This is a genomic window from Deinococcus piscis, from assembly GCF_014653275.1.
Classification (GTDB): domain Bacteria; phylum Deinococcota; class Deinococci; order Deinococcales; family Deinococcaceae; genus Deinococcus; species Deinococcus piscis.
Genome location: NZ_BNAL01000001.1, coordinates 18996 through 36200, shown reverse-complemented (window position 1 = coordinate 36200; position 17205 = coordinate 18996). Strand labels below are relative to the sequence as shown.

Genomic DNA, 17205 nt, shown 5'->3' with positions numbered 1-17205 from the left:
CAGATGTTTACCGGAATCATTACCCAGGTGGGCCGCGTGGCTCACTCCGAACAGAAGAACAGCGGGGTCAGCCTCCGCATTGCGCCTGCCGAGCTGTGGCCCGACCTGGAGCTGGGCGAAAGCATCGCCTGCAACGGCACCTGCCTGACCGTGACGGGCTGGGACGACCGCACCTTTGGCGTGGACCTCAGCCAGGAAACCCTTGCCAAGACCGCGCCGCACTGGAACGCGGGCGACCCGCTGAACCTGGAGCGGGCCATGCGTGCCAGTGACCGCTTCGGCGGGCATGTGGTGAGCGGGCATGTGGACGGCGTGGGCGAAATCGTGTCGGTGAGCCCGGAGGACGGTGCTTACGTGATGGTGGTCCGCGCCCCCGAGTTCCTGGCACCCTATTTGATGCCCAAAGGCAGCATCACCGTGGACGGCGTCAGCCTGACCATCGTGGACAGCGGCGGCCCTGCTGGGAGCCTGCCTGAGCTGGCCGAGAACGAATTCACGCTGTGGCTGGTGCCGCACACGCTGGAAGTGACCACCCTGCACACCTGGGCACCGGGCCGACCCGTCAACCTGGAAGCCGACCAGATGGCGAAATATCTGGACCGCCTGCTGGCGTTCCGGGAACAGCGCCGCAGCGTCGCCCCGGCCCCTTCCCCCTCGACCCTTCAGGAGAACCTCTGATGACCCCACTCGCTTCTATTCCCGAATTGCTTGAAGAACTGCGCGCTGGCCGTCCCATTGTGGTGGTAGACGACGAAAACCGCGAAAACGAGGGCGACCTGCTGATGCCCGCAGCCACGGCCACGCCGCACTGGGTCAACTTCATGGCCCGCGAAGGGCGTGGCCTGATTTGCGTGACGCTGACCGGCGACCGCGCCGAGCGCCTGGGGCTGCACCCGATGGTGGACAGCAGCACTGACCCCAACGGCACTGCTTTTACCGTCAGCGTGGATCACCGCACCAACTCCACCGGCATCAGTGCGTTTGACCGCTCGGCCACCATCGGCGCGCTGCTGGCCGAGGACTCGCAGGCTGCCGACTTCCGCCGTCCGGGGCACATCTTTCCGCTGGTGGCCCGCCCCGGCGGCGTGCTGCGCCGCGCTGGGCACACCGAAGCCGCCTGTGACTTTGCCCGGCTGGCCGGATTTGCGCCGGTGGGCGTGATCTGCGAAATCATGGGCGACGACGGCGAAATGTCGCGCTTGCCCGACCTGCTGGCCTTTGCTGAGCGTCACGAGCTGAAAGTAGGCAGCATTGAGGCGCTGATTGCCTACCGCATGGAACACGACCCTTTTATGCAGATTGAGGGCGAGGCGCGGCTGCCCACCGAGTACGGTGAGTTCCGGATTGTGGGCTTCCGTGACAGCCTCAGCGGCGCTGATCATGTGGCGCTGGTGATGGGGGAGATGTCGCCCGAGCCGCTGCTGGTGCGCGTGCATTCCGAGTGCCTGACCGGCGACGCCTTTCACTCACTGCGCTGCGACTGTGGCCCCCAGCTGAATGCGGCGATGTCTGCCATTGCCGCCGAGGGCCGGGGCGTCATCATTTACCTGCGCCAAGAGGGCCGGGGCATCGGCCTGCTCAACAAGATTCGCGCCTATGCGCTACAGGACCAGGGAGCCGATACTGTGGAGGCCAACCTGAAACTGGGCTTCCCCGCTGATGCCCGCGACTTTGGCATTGGCGCGCAGATGCTGCACCTGCTGGGCGCTCAGCAGCTGCGCGTGATGACCAACAACCCCATGAAACTGCACTCACTGAGCGGCTTTGGGCTGGAAGTCACCGAGCGGGTGCCGCTCCATGTGGGCGAGGCTCCCGAGAACGCCAGCTACCGCCAGACCAAGCGCGAGAAGATGGGGCATTTGGATTGAGGGCGAGGTGATTTGACGCTCAAATATGCTAGTGGTGATGCCGCCGGTAGAGTGGAGGAGCTATGGAGGGAGGTTTCCACAAAAGATTCCATTAGCTGTGCCCCCTTTGTATTCGTCTGCTTGGGCTCCTCCTACTTACTGAACATGAGAGTCAATTGGGAGCCCACATTTCTACCTGCTTCATCATATGCTTGCGGGCTCCAGCTGCAGGTGGCTGTCGCTACTGGAGTGGCAAAGAGTTCCTGCCTGTTTTCGGGTTTGATATTGGGACCGCAAAAGGCTAGCAACTTGGTAGGCACCGACTTCCAATCGGAATACCCTGTCAGGTCACGGGTAAATTGAGCGGCTACCTTTACGGGCGAGGTCTCGGGAGTCACCCTACCTTTTACCGGTCGGAACAGCAGAATGGCGTGAACGACTGCATTATCAGCTTTGGTACGCCAAATATGAACCTGGGCGTCAGGGATTTTCGTTAACTGGTAACTGTATTCGACAATGCCGCTTGGCTGCCCTCGACTGAGCAGCTCTTCCCTGGACAACCACTTGCAGCCGTAGAGCTTGCAGAAACCTGTCTCTGTGAAGGACGCACCAGTCTCCATCACCGGAGCCTGAGCATAAGCTTGACCTACTAAGCTCAGGACCAGCAGGTAAACAGCGACACTACTTTTGTTCATGGTCCTATAACACCATGAATATGGCGTACCTTCGACAGAAGTTGTCTACCGTCTGGTATCAAGCTATCAATTGTTAGAAATTATCTGAAAATCAGGTGTAGCAGGATGATGTAATCTGCTTGAATTTGTAGAGCGGGAGGTGGCATCAGGGTAATCGCGGCTGGCCTGACATTGTATGTGTGTACTCACCGCTTCACAGCACCGTATCCGACCCGCTCCACTGTCCGGCGCTGCGCTTGCCTTCGCGCTCAGCGTGGCGCTTTTCCAGGTAAGCGATGATGGCGTCGGCCACGTCCACGCCGCTGCTGCCTTCAATGCCTTCCAGGCCGGGTGAGGAGTTGACTTCCATGACCACCGGGCCATTTTTGCTGCGGAGCAGGTCCACACCGGCCACGTCCAGGCCCATCACGCGGGCGGCCTGAATCGCGGTGTGGCATTCCTCGTCGCTGAGGTTGACCGGCAGTGCGGTGCCGCCCCGGTGCAGGTTGGAGCGGAACTCGCCCTCGGCAGCCTTGCGCATCATGCTGGCGACCACCTCGCCGCCCACCACCAGGGCGCGGATGTCTTCGCCGTCCGCCTCCTTCACGAATTCCTGCACCAGGATGTTGGCGTCCAGCTGCCGAAAGGCACTGATGACCGATTCGCCAGCTTTGCGGGTTTCGGCCAGCACCACGCCGCTGCCCTGGGTGCCCTCAATCAGCTTGACCACCAGTGGCGCGCCGCCCACGATGTCAATCAGGCCGTCAATGTCCTTGGTGGAGTGCGCGAAGCTGGTGACCGGCAGGCCGATGCCCTCGCGGGCCAGCAGTTGCAGGCTCCGCAGCTTGTCGCGTGAGCGGATGATGCTCACCGAGCCGTTGAGCGTCAGTGTATGCATGGTCTCGAACTGCCGCACCACCGCCCCGCCGTAAAAGGTATAGCTGGCCCCGATTCTGGGAATCACCGCGTCAAAGTTCAGCTCCTCGCCCGCATAAATCACTTTGGGATGGCGCGAGGTGATGTTCATATAGCAGCGCAGATAATCCACCACGCGCACTTCGTGGCCCCGGGTGTGGGCGGCTTCCGCCAGGCGGCGGGTGGAGTAGAGTTCGGGGCCACGGGACAGAATTCCGATATTCATGCTTGTTCCTTGGGGGGCAGGGAAGATGGGGAGGGCAGAGCGGACTGGGACAGGTCGGTACGTGACACGTCCACCACGGCCCGTCCGGCGATGGCTTCGCGGCCCAGCAGCATGGGAAAGCGCATGTTGGCGCGTCCAGTCAGCGTGATCTCGATGGGCCAGCGCTGCCCGAACAGCTCCAGGTCAGTGTGGATGACGGGCCGCCGCTCGCTTTCACCGTTGGAACTGGTCACGCGGCGGTAGTCCAGCAGCGGAGCCTGCGCCTGCTGGGGCGGGGGAGCGGCGTACCGGGTCAGCGGCCCCGGCCAGGGCAGCAGCAGCGTGAAGCGCACCCAGCGCTGGCCGCCAAGGGTGAATTCCTCGAAGTCTTCGGCGTGCAGGGCCGAGGTCTTGGCCCCGGTGTCCACCTTGACCCGGACCCGTGACACGCCCAGGTCGGGCAGGGCCACCCATTCTTTCCAGCCCAGAACATGCAGCGTGTGGGTCGTGGGCGGCGAGATGGACATGGGGAGCATTGTACGCCGTAGCCGGTGAACAGGAGGTCAGCCCGCTGACTTGCCTGTGGCTTCCCTGGTGCGCCCAGCGAGGCCGTTGAGCAGCACACTGGCCAGCACCAGCGCTGCGCCGACCAGCTGCGCCGGGGTGAGCCAGGTATGCACAAACACCACATCCAGCAGCACCGCGGTCAGTGGGCTGAGTGGAGCCAGTAAGCCCACCTGCTGCACCGGCAAGCGGTTGAGCCCACGTTGCCACAGCAGCGCGGCCAGCGCAGTGCCCACCAGTGTCATGAAGGTCAGGGCGCTCCAGCCCGCCAGGCTAACCCCGGCCAGCGCAGGGGCCGCAGGCAGGGCCAAGGGCACCAGCAGCAGCCCGCCGATGGTCAGCTCCCAGGCCACCTGGTCCAGCGGGCGGGCACCGGGAGGCGGCCCCCAGCGCCCGAACAGGACTGTCCCCAGCGCATTGACCAGCGCGAAGCCCAGGGCCAGTGCCAGGCCCAGCGCACTGAGCTTCTCGCCGCCGCTCAGGCTGATGAGTGCTACACCGGCCAGCCCCGCGCCCGCCAGTGACAGGTTCAGCCGGGTGGGCACCTGCCCCAGCAGCGGCCAGGCCAGTAGCACCACCAGCATGGCGCTGCTGGCCCCCACGGTGGCCGCCACTCCGCCGGGCAGGTGCAGCGCTGCCCCATACAGCAGCACAAAAAATAGGGCCTGGCGCAGCACGGCCAGCACCGCAATGCGGCCCCACCAGCCACGCGGAGGCAGCCGCCGTGACAGGGCCAGCAGCACCAGCCCCGCAGGCAAAATCCGCAGCGTACCCAGCAGCAGCGCAGGCAGCTCACTGACATAGGTGGTGGTTAGCAGGTAGGTGGTGCCCCAAATCAGCGGTGCCAGTGCTGTCAGGAGCAGGTCGCGGTTCACAGAAGGGATTATGCGCTGCTCTGTCTGCAAGTCGGCAGTCACACACCGCGCTACAGTGAAGTTATGTTCCGGCTGGTGCTGCTCACCTTGGTGCTCGGTTGCTTGCTGGGCGCTGCCTTCCTGGCGACCCAGTCAGCGGAGCCTGTGGAGCGGACGCAGCGCATCTGGGCGCAGGCCGGCACAGCGTTTGCGGCTCCCACGCCACAGCCGGTCCAGTTCCCAAATCTGCCGCTTCCTGCGGAGTATCTGCGGGAGCATTGCCGCGAATGCTTAGAAGCTCCAGCGTTTGCAGGCTCCAGCTACTCACATGAGGAACGGCAGCTCACCATCTATACCAATACCCACGACCCACAGCAGCAACAGGCCGCTTACCGGGCAGCGCTGCGGTTCCGTGGCAAGGACTGGCAAGCTCAGGGCATGAACCTGGAGCGTCCGCATTTCGAGGTCAGGAAGTACAGCACACTGCAATGGTTACAGGTGCGCTATCTGGCAACCCAGATACCAGGGTGGCTGGAGGAGGCAGAAACTGGGGCCGGATCATACGGCGGAGTACAGGTGCCGCTCAAACAGTCGGCCAGCATCCCACAGGCCCGCGCCTTTATGCGGAGCTACGGGGTCCCGGATGAGATGGTGGGATTTGTCCAGGGAAAAGGGCTTTCTTCCCCGGAGTATTTGCACCCGATGGCGGAAGCCGAAATCATTGCGCCCCGCCTCGTGGAGCAGGGCGAACGGATGCCAATTCGCCTGAGGCTGCTGTTTGAACGCTCCTTGCCCTTCTGTTTTCCGACTCCGTTGCCGCCCTGGCGGGTGGTACGGCTGGATACCGAAGAGGTGGTGCGCCTGCGCGCAGAAACAGTCATCGAAACCTACAGATGCTCTGAATTTTCTATCCCGCTCACGCCTTCCGGTGAATATCTGCTTCCAGAGAGTGGGCCTCTCTTATGGGACATGCGGGGAGATGATGGCCAGCCTCTGGCTCCGGGGCGCTACGTGCTGCAAATGGAAGCACTCTACTTGCGGCCTGCCGATTTCCTCTTTGAAGTCGTCGGGCCCGGCGGCAAGACACCGCTCAAGCGGGCGCAGTCGCTCTGGCACGGCTGGTTCTACTAGAGCAGTTCTCCGAATTACGCTATGCGTAGAACCCCACTCCGCATAGCTCCATTCTTCGTCCTGCTCACTGTTTTGCACTCACTTCGTTCGCCAAAAAGACAAAGCGTCTTTTTGTCAAATGCTCTAGAGTGTTCGTTCTAAACACACCCTTCCCAGTCATGCGCAGCGAGTGACAAGACGGCAGAATATCTGGCGCAGGATTCCGGCTCTAGGGTGGCCATAGCCGGAACCTCTGTCACAGCATGCTTAGCTCATTGCCTTCCAGGTGCTTGAGGTGCCCAGGCAGGCCCTCATCGGCGTCTTGAAACACCTGCTCGGCCTTGTAGCTGGAGCGGCTCAGCGGACTGGCGACCACTTCCAGGAAGCCCAGGCTCATGCCCTCGTCGCGGATTTCGTTGAACTCGGCGGGGGAGATGTAGCGCTCCACCGGCAGGTGATGCTGGGTGGGACGCAGGTACTGCCCGCAGGTCACCACGTCCACGCCCGCTGCGCGCAGGTCTTTCATGGCCTGAGTCACTTCCTCACGGGTTTCGCCCAGGCCCAGCATGATAGAGGTCTTGGTCACCACGTCTGGGCGGTAAGCTTTGGCGTGACGCAGCACCTCGATGGTTTGCCAGTAGCCCGCGCGGCGGTCACGCACCGGGTGGGTCAGGCGCTCCACCGTTTCCAGGTTCTGGGCGTAGGTGTCTACGCCGCTGTCCAGCACCAGCTCCACGCAGGCCTTGTTGCCACCAAAATCAGGGGTCAGGCTTTCTACGCGGGTGCCGGGGTTCGCCCGCTTGATGGCCGTGACCGTCTTGGCGAAGTGATACGCGCCGCCGTCGGGCAGGTCGTCGCGGTCCACCGAGGTCAGCACCACGTATTTCAGGCCCATCAGCCTCACGCTCTCGGCCACCTTTTGCGGTTCTTCCAGGTCCAGCAGACCGCGTGGGTTGCCGGTGTCCACCGCGCAGAACCGGCAGGCACGGGTGCAGATGTGGCCCATCAGCATGAAGGTCGCGGTGCCCCGGCTCCAGCATTCCCCGATGTTGGGGCACATGGCTTCTTCGCATACCGTGTGCAGCCCGTGTTCTTTGACAATCTGGCGCACTTCGCCGTACACCCCGCCCGAAGGCAAGCGCACTTTCAGCCACTCGGGCTTCTTGTCACGGGTCTTGACGCTGTCTTTGCGGTAGATACCGTTTTTGATGAAGGTGGGTTCTTTTGGGGTGGCCGGGTTGGAATCGTTGGATTGGGTCATGACGCTGACTCCTTGGAAGACTTGGAAGATGGAGAGGATGGATAGAAAGCTTCGGTGGGCAGGGCGGGGCTGGGCAGGATGGGGCTGGGCAGGCTGAAATCGTACTCCCGGAAGGCCGCCCCAAACGCGCGGCTCAGGGCAGCTTTGGCTTCATCTATGTTGGCGCTGCGCCCCGAGCCACGCAAGTCGTACTCGCGCTGCACGCTGGTCATCTGCGTGTCTTGTAGGCCGCACGGCACAATCAGGTCAAAGTGATGCAGCTGTGTGCTCACGTTGAGCCCGATACCATGCAGCGCCACATGCTTTTTCACGGCCACGCCGATAGAGGCGATTTTCTGGTCGCGCCTCAGGCCATTCACGTCGCGCGGCGACACGTACACGCCTGCGTAGCCGGGATTGGGGCGGGCGTCCGGCAGGCCCAGCTCGGCCAGGGCCTGCACGGTGGCCGCTTCCAGCAGCCGCAGGAAGTCCCGTACCCGCCGCCCCACCGGGAAGATGGCGTAGGCCACCAGCTGTCCGGGGCCGTGGTAGGTCACGTCGCCGCCGCGCTCCACGTCCAGCACTTCGATGCCCTGCGCGGCCAAATAGTCCCGTGTGACCACGATATTGGTGCCCTCCCGCGCCGCCCGCCCCAGCGTGAGCACTGGCGGGTGCTCAACCAGCAGCAGGGTGGGTTGCCCGCCTTCAGCGACGCGGGCGTGATGGGCGTGCTGCACCTCCCACGCTTCGCGGTAGGGCAGGGTGCCCAGGTCCAGCACATCAAATGCGGGCGGCCCTGCTGTCTGGGGCGGAGAAATCGGAGAGGTCAGGGTCACGTCATGCAGTGTAGAGCCGTGCCATGCCTCTGTTGGTGGCACTGTCCGGATTGGCTGACAGATGGCGGTGGTGAATATGTACAGACTGATGCGTAAGCCATTGAGCCGAAGTGTTTCCTTCAGCCCAGTCTTAACCTGAGACAATGCACCTACACACCCCTGATGGCACGGCCTTACACATTCAAAGGTTTGGCGCTGGCCCCACGCTGCTGCTCCTTTCCGGTGGCCCTGGCTGCGCGAATTATTTGCGCCCAGTAGCAGATTTGTTGTCTGAATGGCACTGTATTTTGCCTGACCCACGCGGTGTAGGGGGTAGCGGTGGAGAGCCGCAGGGAGTCATGGGTGAATTGGCGGACCTGGAAAGTCTCCGCGAAAGTCTGGGGCTACGAAGCTGGAGTGTCCTTGGCCATTCCTGGGGCGCGGACTTGGGGCTAGCCTATGCCCTTGAGTATCCCGGGCGCGTACAGCGGCTGGTCTGCTTTGCCGGGACAGGCATGCACAATGACCGCGATTGGAGCGCAGCGTATCAGGCCAGCAGACACTTGGAAGCTGAGTTGCGTGTGGAATGGAGCGAAGCCGTTGGGCAGGTCCTTCTCAAGGATTGGCGGCAGTATGTCAAGCAACCTACTCTGCTGGCGCGCTTGGCCCGTTTGGAGGTGCCAGTGACCTTCCTGCATATGGAGCGCGATATCCGTCCGCCCTGGTTCGTGCGGCAATTGGCTGAACTGCTCCCGGTGGGTCGCTTTGCCGAACTGCCCGGAGCGGGGCATTATGCCTGGCTGACGCACGGGCCGCAGCTACAAGAGGCACTTGCCTGGGCCCTAAAGCCCTGAGCACGGCAGTTCTGGTTGTCCCCACTTCCCCTTGCTCCGCTTCCCTGAGTCCGCGTATAGTAGGAAGGTCTGCCCCGCGTTCATAGCGCGGGTGCGTTCCGTCAAGAATGTCTCGGCCTGCCGCCCGCTTTCCCAGCTGCCCGGCAGGTACACCCCAAATCCCACACCAGAGACAGTCCGCTGACCCCAAGAGGAGTTTTTATGACCAAAGTGAACCGTGGCGACATCCTGCGCGCCGTCGAGCAGCCCCACATCCGCCAGGGCCTCCCTGATTTTCAGCCCGGCGACACCGTGCGCGTCACCACCAAAGTGGTGGAAGGCAACCGTACCCGTAACCAGGCCTTTGACGGCGTTGTGATTGCCATCAACGGCTCGGGCAGCCGCAAGAGCTTTACCGTGCGCAAGATCAGCTTTGGTGAAGGTGTGGAGCGCGTGTTCCCCTTTTCCAGCCCCCGCCTGGACTCCATTCAGGTGCTGGAGCGCGGTAAAGTGCGCCGCGCCAAGCTGTACTACCTGCGTGAACTGCGCGGTAAAGCCGCCCGCATCAAGTCTGACCGCAGCCGCGTGATGAAGGACGCCGAAGTCGCCAAGGTCGAACGCGAGAAGGCCATTGAAGCCGCCCGCGAAGCCGAAGCCCGCGCCCTGGAAGCCAAGGCCCAGGCCGAAGCAGAAGCCCAGGCTCAGGCCGAAGCCGACGCCAAAGCTGCAGCTGAAGCCGAAGCAGCCCAGGCTGAGCAGGCCAACGCTACCGACGCCGAAGCAGCCGAAGCTGCTCCCGGCGAAGCAGGCGAAGAAGGCCAGGCCGAAGCCGACAAGGCCTAAGCTTTAGTCTGAAGTCCGCCCTGTCCCTGTCTGGGGCGGGGCTTTTTTTGGGCCTATGCATGCCCCCCGGAGGTCGAATGAAACAGCGCGGTTTTGAGCTTGTGGCTCCCCAGCATCGCCAGCATCCAGACACCGAGATTTCGCTGCCCCGGCGCGGCACCCGGCATTCGGCGGGCTACGATTTCGTGACGCCAGCAGGGTTCACGGTGCAGCCCGGCGAAATGGTGCGGGTGACCACCGATGTCAAGGCGTACATGGGCCCCGGTGAGGTGCTGCAGCTGTACGTGCGCTCCAGCGTGGGCCTGCGCGGGCTAATGCTGGCGAACACCGTCGGCATTGTAGACGCCGACTATTACAGCAACCCGGACAACGACGGCAACATCATCCTGGCGCTGCGGAACCTGGGGGCTGAGCCGTTGACTGCCCAGGCGGGAGACCGTGTGGCGCAGGGGGTGTTCGTGCCCTACCTGCTGGCCGACGGTGACGACCTGAACATGGGCGGCGAGCGGGCCGGGGGGTATGGGCATACCGGGCGCTGACCCCGGCGTTGGCTTTCCCGTCCTACACTGGGCCCATGAAGTCTGAACGCATCCGGCCAGCCAGCTTGCCGCTGTTGCTGGCCTTTGACTTGGACGGCACGCTGGTGCCGGAACTGGGCGGCGAAGTGCCAGCGCCCACCGCCGGGGCGCTGCGGCGACTGCACGGGCTGGGCGTGCAACTGGCTGTGATTACCGGGCGTGACCTGGTGCCGCCCGCCATTGCAGCGGCGGTCCCGTTCAGTGCGCTGGCCTCCCAGAACGGGGGCCGGGTCGAGATAGGGGGCGAGCTGCACACTTCGGCACAGTTCACCGACACTGAGCTGGAAGCGATTCTGGCCCACGAGCTGGAAGGTGCCCGCCTGATTCTGTACTCCGAGGGCTTGCTGTATCTGGATTTGCCCCCAGGCGAGCGGCTGCCCGACTGGATTGTCACGCGGGGCCACCGGCCACTGGCAGAGGCACAGGGCCGCGCAATTGAGAAGGTGGGCTTTTTTCATCCGGGCGTGGCGGGCCATGCCGAGCGCCTGCGGGCGACGCAGCCGCAATTGGTGCTGACTGGTGCGCAGCCTCCTTACGACCAGTACCTGACCGTGACGCCGCAGGGTGCCCACAAGGGCGCGGCCCTTGCCCTGCTGGCCGAGGCGCTGGGCGTACCGCTCGCCCGCACCGTCGTCTTTGGCGATACTGACAACGACATTGCCATGTTCGAGGTGGCCGGGTATGCGGTGCAGTCAGGTGACCTGCCGCTGCTGGCCGAGCACGCCGATGAGAGCATTGCGGGCCCGCAGGCGCTGGGGGCGTGGCTTTCAGAGCTGGCCGACACGCTGGAGGCGGGAGCATGACCCGGCGCGAGCGTCCGCACGGGCTGCCGTTGCTGCTGGCCTTCGACTTTGACGGCACGCTGGTCCCGGATGGTCGCCCGGAATTGCCCGCCGACCTGCCGCCCGTGCTGCGCCGCTTGAGCGCGCAGGGCGTCAAGTTGGCCGCCATCACCGGGCGTGACGTGCTGCCCCCCGGCATCGAGGACCAGATTCCCTTTGACGGCATGGCTACCCAGAACGGCGGCCATGTGGAGGTGGGCGGCGAGGTATGCCAGGCCCTGTACTTTACGGATGAGGAACTGGAAGCCGTATTGGCCCACTCGCTGGAGGGCGTGCGCCTGATGATGTTCAGCGGCGGGCAGATGTACGTGGACCTGCCGGAAGGCGAAGTGCCCACCACCCAGCAGCTGGCGCGAAATCCCCGTCCCACCGCCGAGATTCCGCGCGGGCGAGTACAGAAGGTGAACTTTTTCCATGAGGGTGTGGCTGGACATGCCGCTCAGCTGCGCAGTCATCAGGCCGGGTTTACCGTGACTGGGACGCAGCCGCCCTACATCCACATGATGACCGTGACTCCGGCAGGCGCACACAAGGGAGCCGCCATAGAACTGCTGGCCCGCGAACTGGGCGTGCCGCTTTCACGCACCATCGCCTTTGGCGACAGTGACAACGACATCGCCATGTTCGAGGTGGCTGGCTACGCGGTGCAGTCGGGTGACCTGCCACTGCTGGATGCCCACGCTGACGAGAGCATCAGCGGACCGGAGGCTCTGGCGGCGTGGCTGGAGGCGCTGAAAGTCTAAGGGTCAAAAGGTCTAAGGGTCTAAGCGTTACTGTTACGGCCTTAGACCCTTAGACCAACGAAAAAACCCCGCCCAAAAGGCGGGATTTGCTTTGCAGCGGTAAGTAACGAACCTTAGCGCTTGGAGAACTGAGGAGCGCGGCGGGCCTTTTTCAGACCGTACTTCTTGCGCTCGACCTCGCGGGCGTCGCGGGTCAGCAGGCCGTGAGGCTTGAGCGTGGCGCGGAAGTCGGGGTTGCTCTGCACCAGGGCGCGGGCGATGCCCAGCTTGATGGCGTCAATCTGGCCGCTGGGGCCGCCGCCGCGCACGGTGATCACGGTGTCGTAGCGACCAGCGGTGCCGGTTTCCTTGAAGCCTTGCAGGGCCTGGAACGCACGCAGCACGCCCTGGAAGTAGCTCTGGAAGTCCTTGCCGTTCACGGTGATTTTGCCTTCGCCAGGGCGCAGGAACACGCGGGCCACGGCGGACTTACGGCGGCCAGTGCCGTAGAACTGTTCTTTATCGGGCATGTTGGACCTCAATCACTTGGGGTTGTTGGGGAGCGTGGGGGTGCTTGTCACCGGCATAGACCTTCAGGCGGCTATGCATGGCGCGGCCCTGACGGCCTTTGGGCAGCATGCCGTACACGGCGCGCTCAATCACGCGCTCAGGGTGCTTGGCGAGGGCTTCGCGGGCAGTTTCGGTGCGCAGACCGCCCTGGTAGCCGGTGTAGCGGGTGTACACCTTGTCGTCCAGCTTTTTGCCAGTCAGGACAACCTTCTCGGCGTTCAGCACGATCACGAAATCGCCCTGAATCATGTTGGGGGTAAAGTCGGGGCGGTGCTTGCCACGGATGCGGCTTGCGACCAGCGTCGCCAGACGGCCCAGGGGAACGCCGGCGGCGTCCACCACGATCCAGTTCTGCTCATCATTTTTGGGGATGTAGGTTTTCACCTTGTACTCCAGTGGGAAAGTTGGGATTTCTACAGTCCAGCGCTGGGCCGAACAGCAGATGAGGTTGGCGGTTGGTTTGCGCGGTCGCTCGGCGCTTCGGGGCAGAAGCGCTGGCGGGAAACCTCCGGGTGCCGGCCCGGCGCTCCGTGCCCTACCAAGCACGAAACACTAAACGTAAGGGTAGCAAATTTCGGGGAGTGGGAACAAGGCCGCCTGGAGCCCCGGCAGCGGCAGCTGGGAAGGCAAGCTTGCCGACCATCCCCAGGGGCCTGAGCGGGTAGCATCGGACAATGCCTGCTGGCCGCCCCAACATGCCCACTTCCCGCAGCTCCAAAGCGTCCAACCTGACCCCGGCGCGCGTTCCGGCGCATACACTCAAGGGCACCGGCTCCGGCACTTTGCCGCCGATGCTTCAGCAGTACGTCGCCATGCGCGACGAGGTGCAAGAAGAGTTCCCAGGGGCGCTGCTGCTGTTTCAGGTGGGCGACTTTTACGAGACGTTCGGGGAAGACGCCGAGCGGGCCGCAAGGCTGCTGGGGTTGGCGCTGACGCACAAATCGAGCAAGGATTTCAGCACGCCAATGGCCGGAGTGCCGCTGCGCACGCTGGACGCCCAGATAGAGAAGCTGCTCAGCCAGGGCGTACGGGTGGCGGTGGCCGATCAGGTGGAAGAACCCGGCTCCGGCCTGGTGGCCCGCGAAGTCACGCAGTTGCTGACCCCCGGCACGCTGACCGATTCGCGCTGGCTGAGCGCCGATGAGAACTATCTGGCGGCGGTAGCAACCGGCGAAGGCTACGCCCTGGCCCTCTTGGACGTGTCTACCGGCGAGTTTCGCTGCGCCGCCTTTCATACCCGCACCGCGCTGTACGACGAACTCTCACGCTGGCGCACCCGCGAGGTGCTGCTGGCCCCGGAGCTGTCAGAGAATGGGGCGCTGCTGGCCGATTTTCAGAGTCGCTTTGCGGTGATGCTGTCGCCCGCCAACTTTGGGGAAGCGGCCGCCGAGGCCGAGCTGAGGGCTGTGCTGGGTGAGTTGCCGGGCACTCTAGACTCGCCAGCGCTGCGGCGGGCCTGCGGGGCCGTGCTGGGCTACGCGCGGCTGACCCAGCAAGGCCGCCTGGAGATGGTGCGGCGACTGACCCGTTTTCAACCCGGCGCACACATGGCCCTGCCCGACAGCACGCTGCGGGCGCTGGAAGTGTTCACCCCACACTCGCCGCAGGGCCTGAGCCTGATGGACGTGCTGTGCGAAACCCGCACCGCCGGGGGCCGCCGCCGCTTGCGGGCCTGGCTGCGGGCACCACTGCTGGATGCGCTGAGCATTGCCGCCCGGCAAGACGGGGTCGAAACCCTGTTTGCCCGCGCCGACCTGCGGGCCGGGGTCCGTGCTCTGCTGTACCGTGCCCACGACCTGGAACGGCTGGCCGCCCGCGTCTCCACCCGCCGGGCCACGCCCCGCGAAGTGGCGGCGCTGGCCCGCACGCTGGAATTGCTTCCGGAAGCGGCGGAGTTGCTGATCCCCTTTGACGGACTGCTGGGCGGCATTCGCGCCCGGTTGGAAGCGCTGCCGGACGTGGTGCAGGCCATCCGGGGAGCGCTGGTGGACGAGCCACCCATCCGTGCCGGTGAGGGTGGCCTGATTCGGGAAGGCTACAGCGCCGAGCTGGACGCCCTGCGTGCCGAAGCGCTGGCCCACCGCGCCTACCTGGCTGACCTGGAAGGCACCGAGCGGGAGCGCACCGGCATTTCTGGTCTGAAGGTGGGGTTCAATGGCGTGTTCGGGTACTACCTGGAAGTGTCCCGCGCCCAGCTGGACAAGGTGCCGCCCGATTATCACCAGGTGGCGACCCTCAAGGACCGCGCCCGCTTTACCCGGCCCGACCTGCGTGAGCGTGAGCGCGAAATTGCCCGGCTGGACGCGGCAGCGTCGGCGCTGGAGTTGCAGGTGTTTACCGAGCTGCGTTCCACTCTGGCCTACAGCGCCGACGCCCTGGCCGAAGCGGCGGGCGCGCTGGCCGAGCTGGATGTGCTGGCTGCCCTGGCCGAAGTGGCTGCCGGGCGCGGTTGGGTGCGGCCCCAGCCCAGTGAGGACGCCTCGCTGGAGCTGACCCAGGCGCGGCATCCGGTGGTGGAATACGCCCTGAGCCAGGCGGGCCAGGCTGGAGCCTTCGTGCCCAACGACGCAGCTCTGGGCAAAGGCCGCCACACCCTGCTGTTGACCGGGCCAAACATGGCGGGCAAAAGCACTTACCTGCGCACGGTGGCCCTTGCGGCGCTGCTGCACCAGATTGGAGCCTTCGTGCCAGCGGAAGCGGCCACCCTACCGGTGTACGACGCCATTCACACCCGCATCGGGGCCAGCGACGACCTGGCGGGTGGGCGCTCCACCTTTATGGTGGAAATGTCCGAGCTGGCGGCCATCTTGCACGGGGCCACCGCCCAGAGCCTGGTGATTCTGGACGAGGTGGGGCGCGGCACCTCCACGCTGGACGGCCTCGCCATCGCGCAGGCGGCGCTCGAGCACCTGCACCGCTGCGGGGCGCACACGCTGTTTGCCACGCACTATTTCGAGCTGACCCGCCTGGAGGCCGACTTGCCGGGCCTGGTCAACCTGCATGTGGCCGCCGAGGAAGCGGGGGGGAGCCTCACCTTTTTCCACCAGGTGATTCCAGGCGCGGCCCGTCAGAGCTACGGCGTGGAGGTGGCCCGTCTGGCCGGGTTGCCCGCGCAGGTCACGGGCCGCAGCGCCGAGCTGCTGGCCGCCCTGAGCGTGCAGGGCGATGACCGCGCCATCCGGCAGGAGCTGGCGGCGCTGGACCTCAGCCGCCTGACGCCGCTGGAAGCGCTGGCCGTGCTGCACAGGTGGAAAAGTGGCGCGGGAGAGGGCGCTGGCTGAGGACTATACTCGCCGCATGACAGGCCCCATCACCCTGATGACGGTGGGCAGTCGCGGCGATGTGCAGCCCTTCGTAGCGCTGGCCCTTGAGCTGCTGCGCCGTGGGTACGGGGTGCGTCTGGCAGCTCCGGCGGAGGCGCGGCCACTGGTAGAGGAGCTGGGCGTGCCCTTCTTCCCATTGGAAGCCCACTACACCGATCTGGCCCAGTCCGAACGCGGTCAGGCGGCGATTGCCGGTCACTGGCGAGAAGTGGCTTCTCTCTTGGCCGAGGTGCGTGAGCAGACGCGGGCGCTGCTGGACAGTGCACAGAGAGCCGCGCAGGGGAGCCGGGCGCTGGTCTTTCATCCCAAAGCGCTGGCGGGCCGCCACCTGGCCGAAGCCCTGGGCGTGCCCGCCTGGCTGATGCTGCCTGCGCCTTTGCTGCTGCCAACCCGCGAGTTTGCCGCGCCCGCGACGGTGGCGGAGGCTGGGCCACTGAATCCTCTCACTTACCTGCCGCTCCGCTTGGCCGAGGGGCCACTGCGCTCTGTTGTAGGTGCGTGGCGGCAGGAACTGGGCCTGACGGACCGGACCTACCGCCTGGACCCCAGATACGCGGGTGGGCGTCTGCTGCCCATCCTGCACGCCTATTCGCGCCAGCTGGTGCCGGTGCCGCGTGACTGGCACTGGTCAGCTGGTGCCCCGGTCACAGGCTTCTGGCGGTTGCCGGGCTCGGCCGAGCCTGAGCTGTCCGCCGAGTTGCAGCGGTTCTTGGAGGCGGGACCTGCGCCGGTCGTGTTCGGATTCGGCAGCATGGGGCCGGGTGAGTCACCGCAGGGCCTGGTCTCGCTGGCGCATTCGGTGCTGCGCCGATTGGAAGAGGGCGTAGGCCAGGCTGGCCGCAAGTGGCGGGGCGTGGTGCTGGGGGTGCCCGGCCACCTGAGCACCGAGCAGGTCTTTGCGGCTCCGGCGGCCCCACATGGCCGGCTGTTTGCGCGGGCCTGCGCGTCGGTCCATCACGGCGGCGCGGGAACGGTGGCCGCCGCCGTGCACGCTGGACTGCCCAGTGTCGCGGTGCCGCATGGGATGGACCAGCCGTTCTGGGCACGGCAACTCGAACGGCTGGATGTGGGCCGGAGTGTGCCGCGCCGCCAGCTCAGCGCCGCAGCACTGGCACAGGCCCTGAGCGCCGTGATGGCCCTGCCCACCGTGCAGCGGGCGCATACCCTGGGCACGTTACTGGAGCTGGAATGTGGTGTAGAGGTGGCGGCAGACCGTATCCAATTTGCCCTCTCCCGGTAAATGAGTGGAAGCAGCTTCTTCTTCCACTGG

The 17205-nt window shown here is 64.9% G+C and carries 17 protein-coding genes and 1 pseudogene; 10 read left to right on the top strand and 8 right to left on the bottom strand.

Annotated features, from left to right (window positions below; translation table 11 throughout):
- Positions 1-3 precede the first annotated feature (3 nt).
- Together IE158_RS00145 and IE158_RS00140 are read left to right on the top strand one after the other, a co-directional pair.
- A complete protein-coding gene (locus tag IE158_RS00145) occupies positions 4-678 on the top strand; it encodes a riboflavin synthase (protein ID WP_189641640.1) in 675 nt (224 codons plus the stop codon).
- Entirely contained in the window at positions 678-1868 is a 1191-nt protein-coding gene (locus tag IE158_RS00140) for a bifunctional 3,4-dihydroxy-2-butanone-4-phosphate synthase/GTP cyclohydrolase II (protein WP_189641639.1), read from the top strand. The genes IE158_RS00145 and IE158_RS00140 overlap by 1 nt, the downstream gene beginning before the upstream one ends.
- Positions 1869-1999: 131 nt before the next feature.
- Here the strand turns inward: IE158_RS00140 and IE158_RS00135 are convergent, their stop codons facing one another.
- From IE158_RS00135 to IE158_RS00120, 4 genes are all read right to left on the bottom strand, one after another.
- Positions 2000-2542 carry a hypothetical protein gene (locus IE158_RS00135; RefSeq protein ID WP_189641638.1) on the bottom strand — a complete coding sequence of 181 codons (543 nt, stop codon included), beginning with the start codon at positions 2540-2542 and terminating at the stop codon, positions 2000-2002.
- 193 nt (positions 2543-2735) lie between these two features.
- Positions 2736-3662 (bottom strand): 30S ribosomal protein S6--L-glutamate ligase, encoded by a 927-nt coding sequence (gene rimK, locus IE158_RS00130; RefSeq protein ID WP_189641637.1) that lies wholly within the window; start codon positions 3660-3662, stop codon positions 2736-2738.
- Positions 3659-4168, bottom strand: coding sequence for an ATP-dependent zinc protease family protein (locus IE158_RS00125; RefSeq protein WP_189641636.1), 510 nt, complete (start codon positions 4166-4168; stop codon positions 3659-3661). The genes rimK and IE158_RS00125 overlap by 4 nt, the downstream gene beginning before the upstream one ends.
- Positions 4169-4204: 36 nt before the next feature.
- The gene (locus IE158_RS00120; RefSeq protein ID WP_189641635.1) at positions 4205-5080 is read right to left on the bottom strand and encodes a DMT family transporter; all 876 of its coding nucleotides are present in this window, start codon (positions 5078-5080) and stop codon (positions 4205-4207) included.
- A gap of 63 nt (positions 5081-5143) precedes the next feature.
- Here IE158_RS00120 and IE158_RS00115 point away from each other — a divergent pair, with 63 nt between their 5' ends.
- Positions 5144-6190, top strand: coding sequence for a hypothetical protein (locus IE158_RS00115; RefSeq protein ID WP_189641634.1), 1047 nt, complete (start codon positions 5144-5146; stop codon positions 6188-6190).
- Between the two features lie 235 nt (positions 6191-6425).
- Here the strand turns inward: IE158_RS00115 and lipA are convergent, their stop codons facing one another.
- On the bottom strand, positions 6426-7430 hold the full coding sequence (gene lipA / locus IE158_RS00110; protein ID WP_189641633.1) for a lipoyl synthase: 1005 nt from the start codon (positions 7428-7430) through the stop codon (positions 6426-6428).
- Positions 7427-8245: a lipoyl(octanoyl) transferase LipB gene (gene lipB / locus IE158_RS00105; protein WP_229838793.1), complete on the bottom strand. Its 819-nt coding sequence runs from the start codon at positions 8243-8245 to the stop codon at positions 7427-7429. Before lipB ends, lipA begins: the two co-directional genes overlap by 4 nt.
- Before the next feature lie 143 nt (positions 8246-8388).
- On the opposite strand from lipB, the gene IE158_RS00100 reads away from it, so the two are divergent.
- The 5 genes and pseudogenes from IE158_RS00100 (at position 8389) to IE158_RS00080 (ending at position 12063) form a co-directional block, all read left to right on the top strand.
- Positions 8389-9078 carry an alpha/beta fold hydrolase gene (locus tag IE158_RS00100; protein WP_189641632.1) on the top strand — a complete coding sequence of 230 codons (690 nt, stop codon included), beginning with the start codon at positions 8389-8391 and terminating at the stop codon, positions 9076-9078.
- Positions 9079-9279: 201 nt separating this feature from the next.
- Positions 9280-9667 (top strand): annotated as a pseudogene (rplS, locus tag IE158_RS13480) (50S ribosomal protein L19); the annotation flags it as partial.
- A gap of 310 nt (positions 9668-9977) precedes the next feature.
- Positions 9978-10439, top strand: a complete 462-nt coding sequence (locus tag IE158_RS00090; RefSeq protein ID WP_189641630.1) for a dCTP deaminase domain-containing protein — start codon at positions 9978-9980, stop codon at positions 10437-10439.
- A 35-nt stretch (positions 10440-10474) separates the two neighbouring features.
- Positions 10475-11281, top strand: a complete 807-nt coding sequence (locus tag IE158_RS00085) for an HAD hydrolase family protein (RefSeq protein ID WP_189641629.1) — start codon at positions 10475-10477, stop codon at positions 11279-11281.
- Positions 11278-12063, top strand: coding sequence for an HAD-IIB family hydrolase (locus tag IE158_RS00080; protein ID WP_189641628.1), 786 nt, complete (start codon positions 11278-11280; stop codon positions 12061-12063). Before IE158_RS00085 ends, IE158_RS00080 begins: the two co-directional genes overlap by 4 nt.
- A gap of 113 nt (positions 12064-12176) precedes the next feature.
- Here the strand turns inward: IE158_RS00080 and rpsI are convergent, their stop codons facing one another.
- Both rpsI and rplM read right to left on the bottom strand, forming a co-directional pair.
- Complete coding sequence (rpsI, locus tag IE158_RS00075; RefSeq protein WP_189641627.1) at positions 12177-12572, bottom strand: 30S ribosomal protein S9; 396 nt, start codon at positions 12570-12572, stop codon at positions 12177-12179.
- On the bottom strand, positions 12562-12996 hold the full coding sequence (gene rplM, locus IE158_RS00070) for a 50S ribosomal protein L13 (protein WP_189641626.1): 435 nt from the start codon (positions 12994-12996) through the stop codon (positions 12562-12564). The genes rpsI and rplM overlap by 11 nt, the downstream gene beginning before the upstream one ends.
- Before the next feature lie 290 nt (positions 12997-13286).
- Here rplM and mutS point away from each other — a divergent pair, with 290 nt between their 5' ends.
- On the top strand, positions 13287-15893 hold the full coding sequence (gene mutS / locus IE158_RS00065) for a DNA mismatch repair protein MutS (protein ID WP_229838792.1): 2607 nt from the start codon (positions 13287-13289) through the stop codon (positions 15891-15893).
- Positions 15894-15909: 16 nt separating this feature from the next.
- Positions 15910-17175, top strand: coding sequence for a glycosyltransferase (locus tag IE158_RS00060; protein ID WP_189641625.1), 1266 nt, complete (start codon positions 15910-15912; stop codon positions 17173-17175).
- Positions 17176-17205 lie beyond the last annotated feature (30 nt).

Bases quoted from the DNA above. Each gene is read 5' to 3' on its own strand.
- mutS (WP_229838792.1), top strand. From the start codon at position 13,287: ATGCCTGCTGGCCGCCCCAACATGCCCACTTCCCGCAGCTCCAAAGCG.
- lipA (WP_189641633.1), bottom strand. From the start codon at position 7,430: ATGACCCAATCCAACGATTCCAACCCGGCCACCCCAAAAGAACCCACC.
- IE158_RS00135 (WP_189641638.1), bottom strand. From the start codon at position 2,542: ATGAACAAAAGTAGTGTCGCTGTTTACCTGCTGGTCCTGAGCTTAGTA.
- IE158_RS00145 (WP_189641640.1), top strand. From the start codon at position 4: ATGTTTACCGGAATCATTACCCAGGTGGGCCGCGTGGCTCACTCCGAA.
- IE158_RS00080 (WP_189641628.1), top strand. From the start codon at position 11,278: ATGACCCGGCGCGAGCGTCCGCACGGGCTGCCGTTGCTGCTGGCCTTC.
- rpsI (WP_189641627.1), bottom strand. From the start codon at position 12,572: ATGCCCGATAAAGAACAGTTCTACGGCACTGGCCGCCGTAAGTCCGCC.
- IE158_RS00060 (WP_189641625.1), top strand. From the start codon at position 15,910: ATGACAGGCCCCATCACCCTGATGACGGTGGGCAGTCGCGGCGATGTG.
- rimK (WP_189641637.1), bottom strand. From the start codon at position 3,662: ATGAATATCGGAATTCTGTCCCGTGGCCCCGAACTCTACTCCACCCGC.
- IE158_RS00085 (WP_189641629.1), top strand. From the start codon at position 10,475: ATGAAGTCTGAACGCATCCGGCCAGCCAGCTTGCCGCTGTTGCTGGCC.
- IE158_RS00140 (WP_189641639.1), top strand. From the start codon at position 678: ATGACCCCACTCGCTTCTATTCCCGAATTGCTTGAAGAACTGCGCGCT.
- IE158_RS00100 (WP_189641632.1), top strand. From the start codon at position 8,389: ATGCACCTACACACCCCTGATGGCACGGCCTTACACATTCAAAGGTTT.
- IE158_RS00125 (WP_189641636.1), bottom strand. From the start codon at position 4,168: ATGTCCATCTCGCCGCCCACGACCCACACGCTGCATGTTCTGGGCTGG.
- IE158_RS00090 (WP_189641630.1), top strand. From the start codon at position 9,978: ATGAAACAGCGCGGTTTTGAGCTTGTGGCTCCCCAGCATCGCCAGCAT.
- IE158_RS00115 (WP_189641634.1), top strand. From the start codon at position 5,144: ATGTTCCGGCTGGTGCTGCTCACCTTGGTGCTCGGTTGCTTGCTGGGC.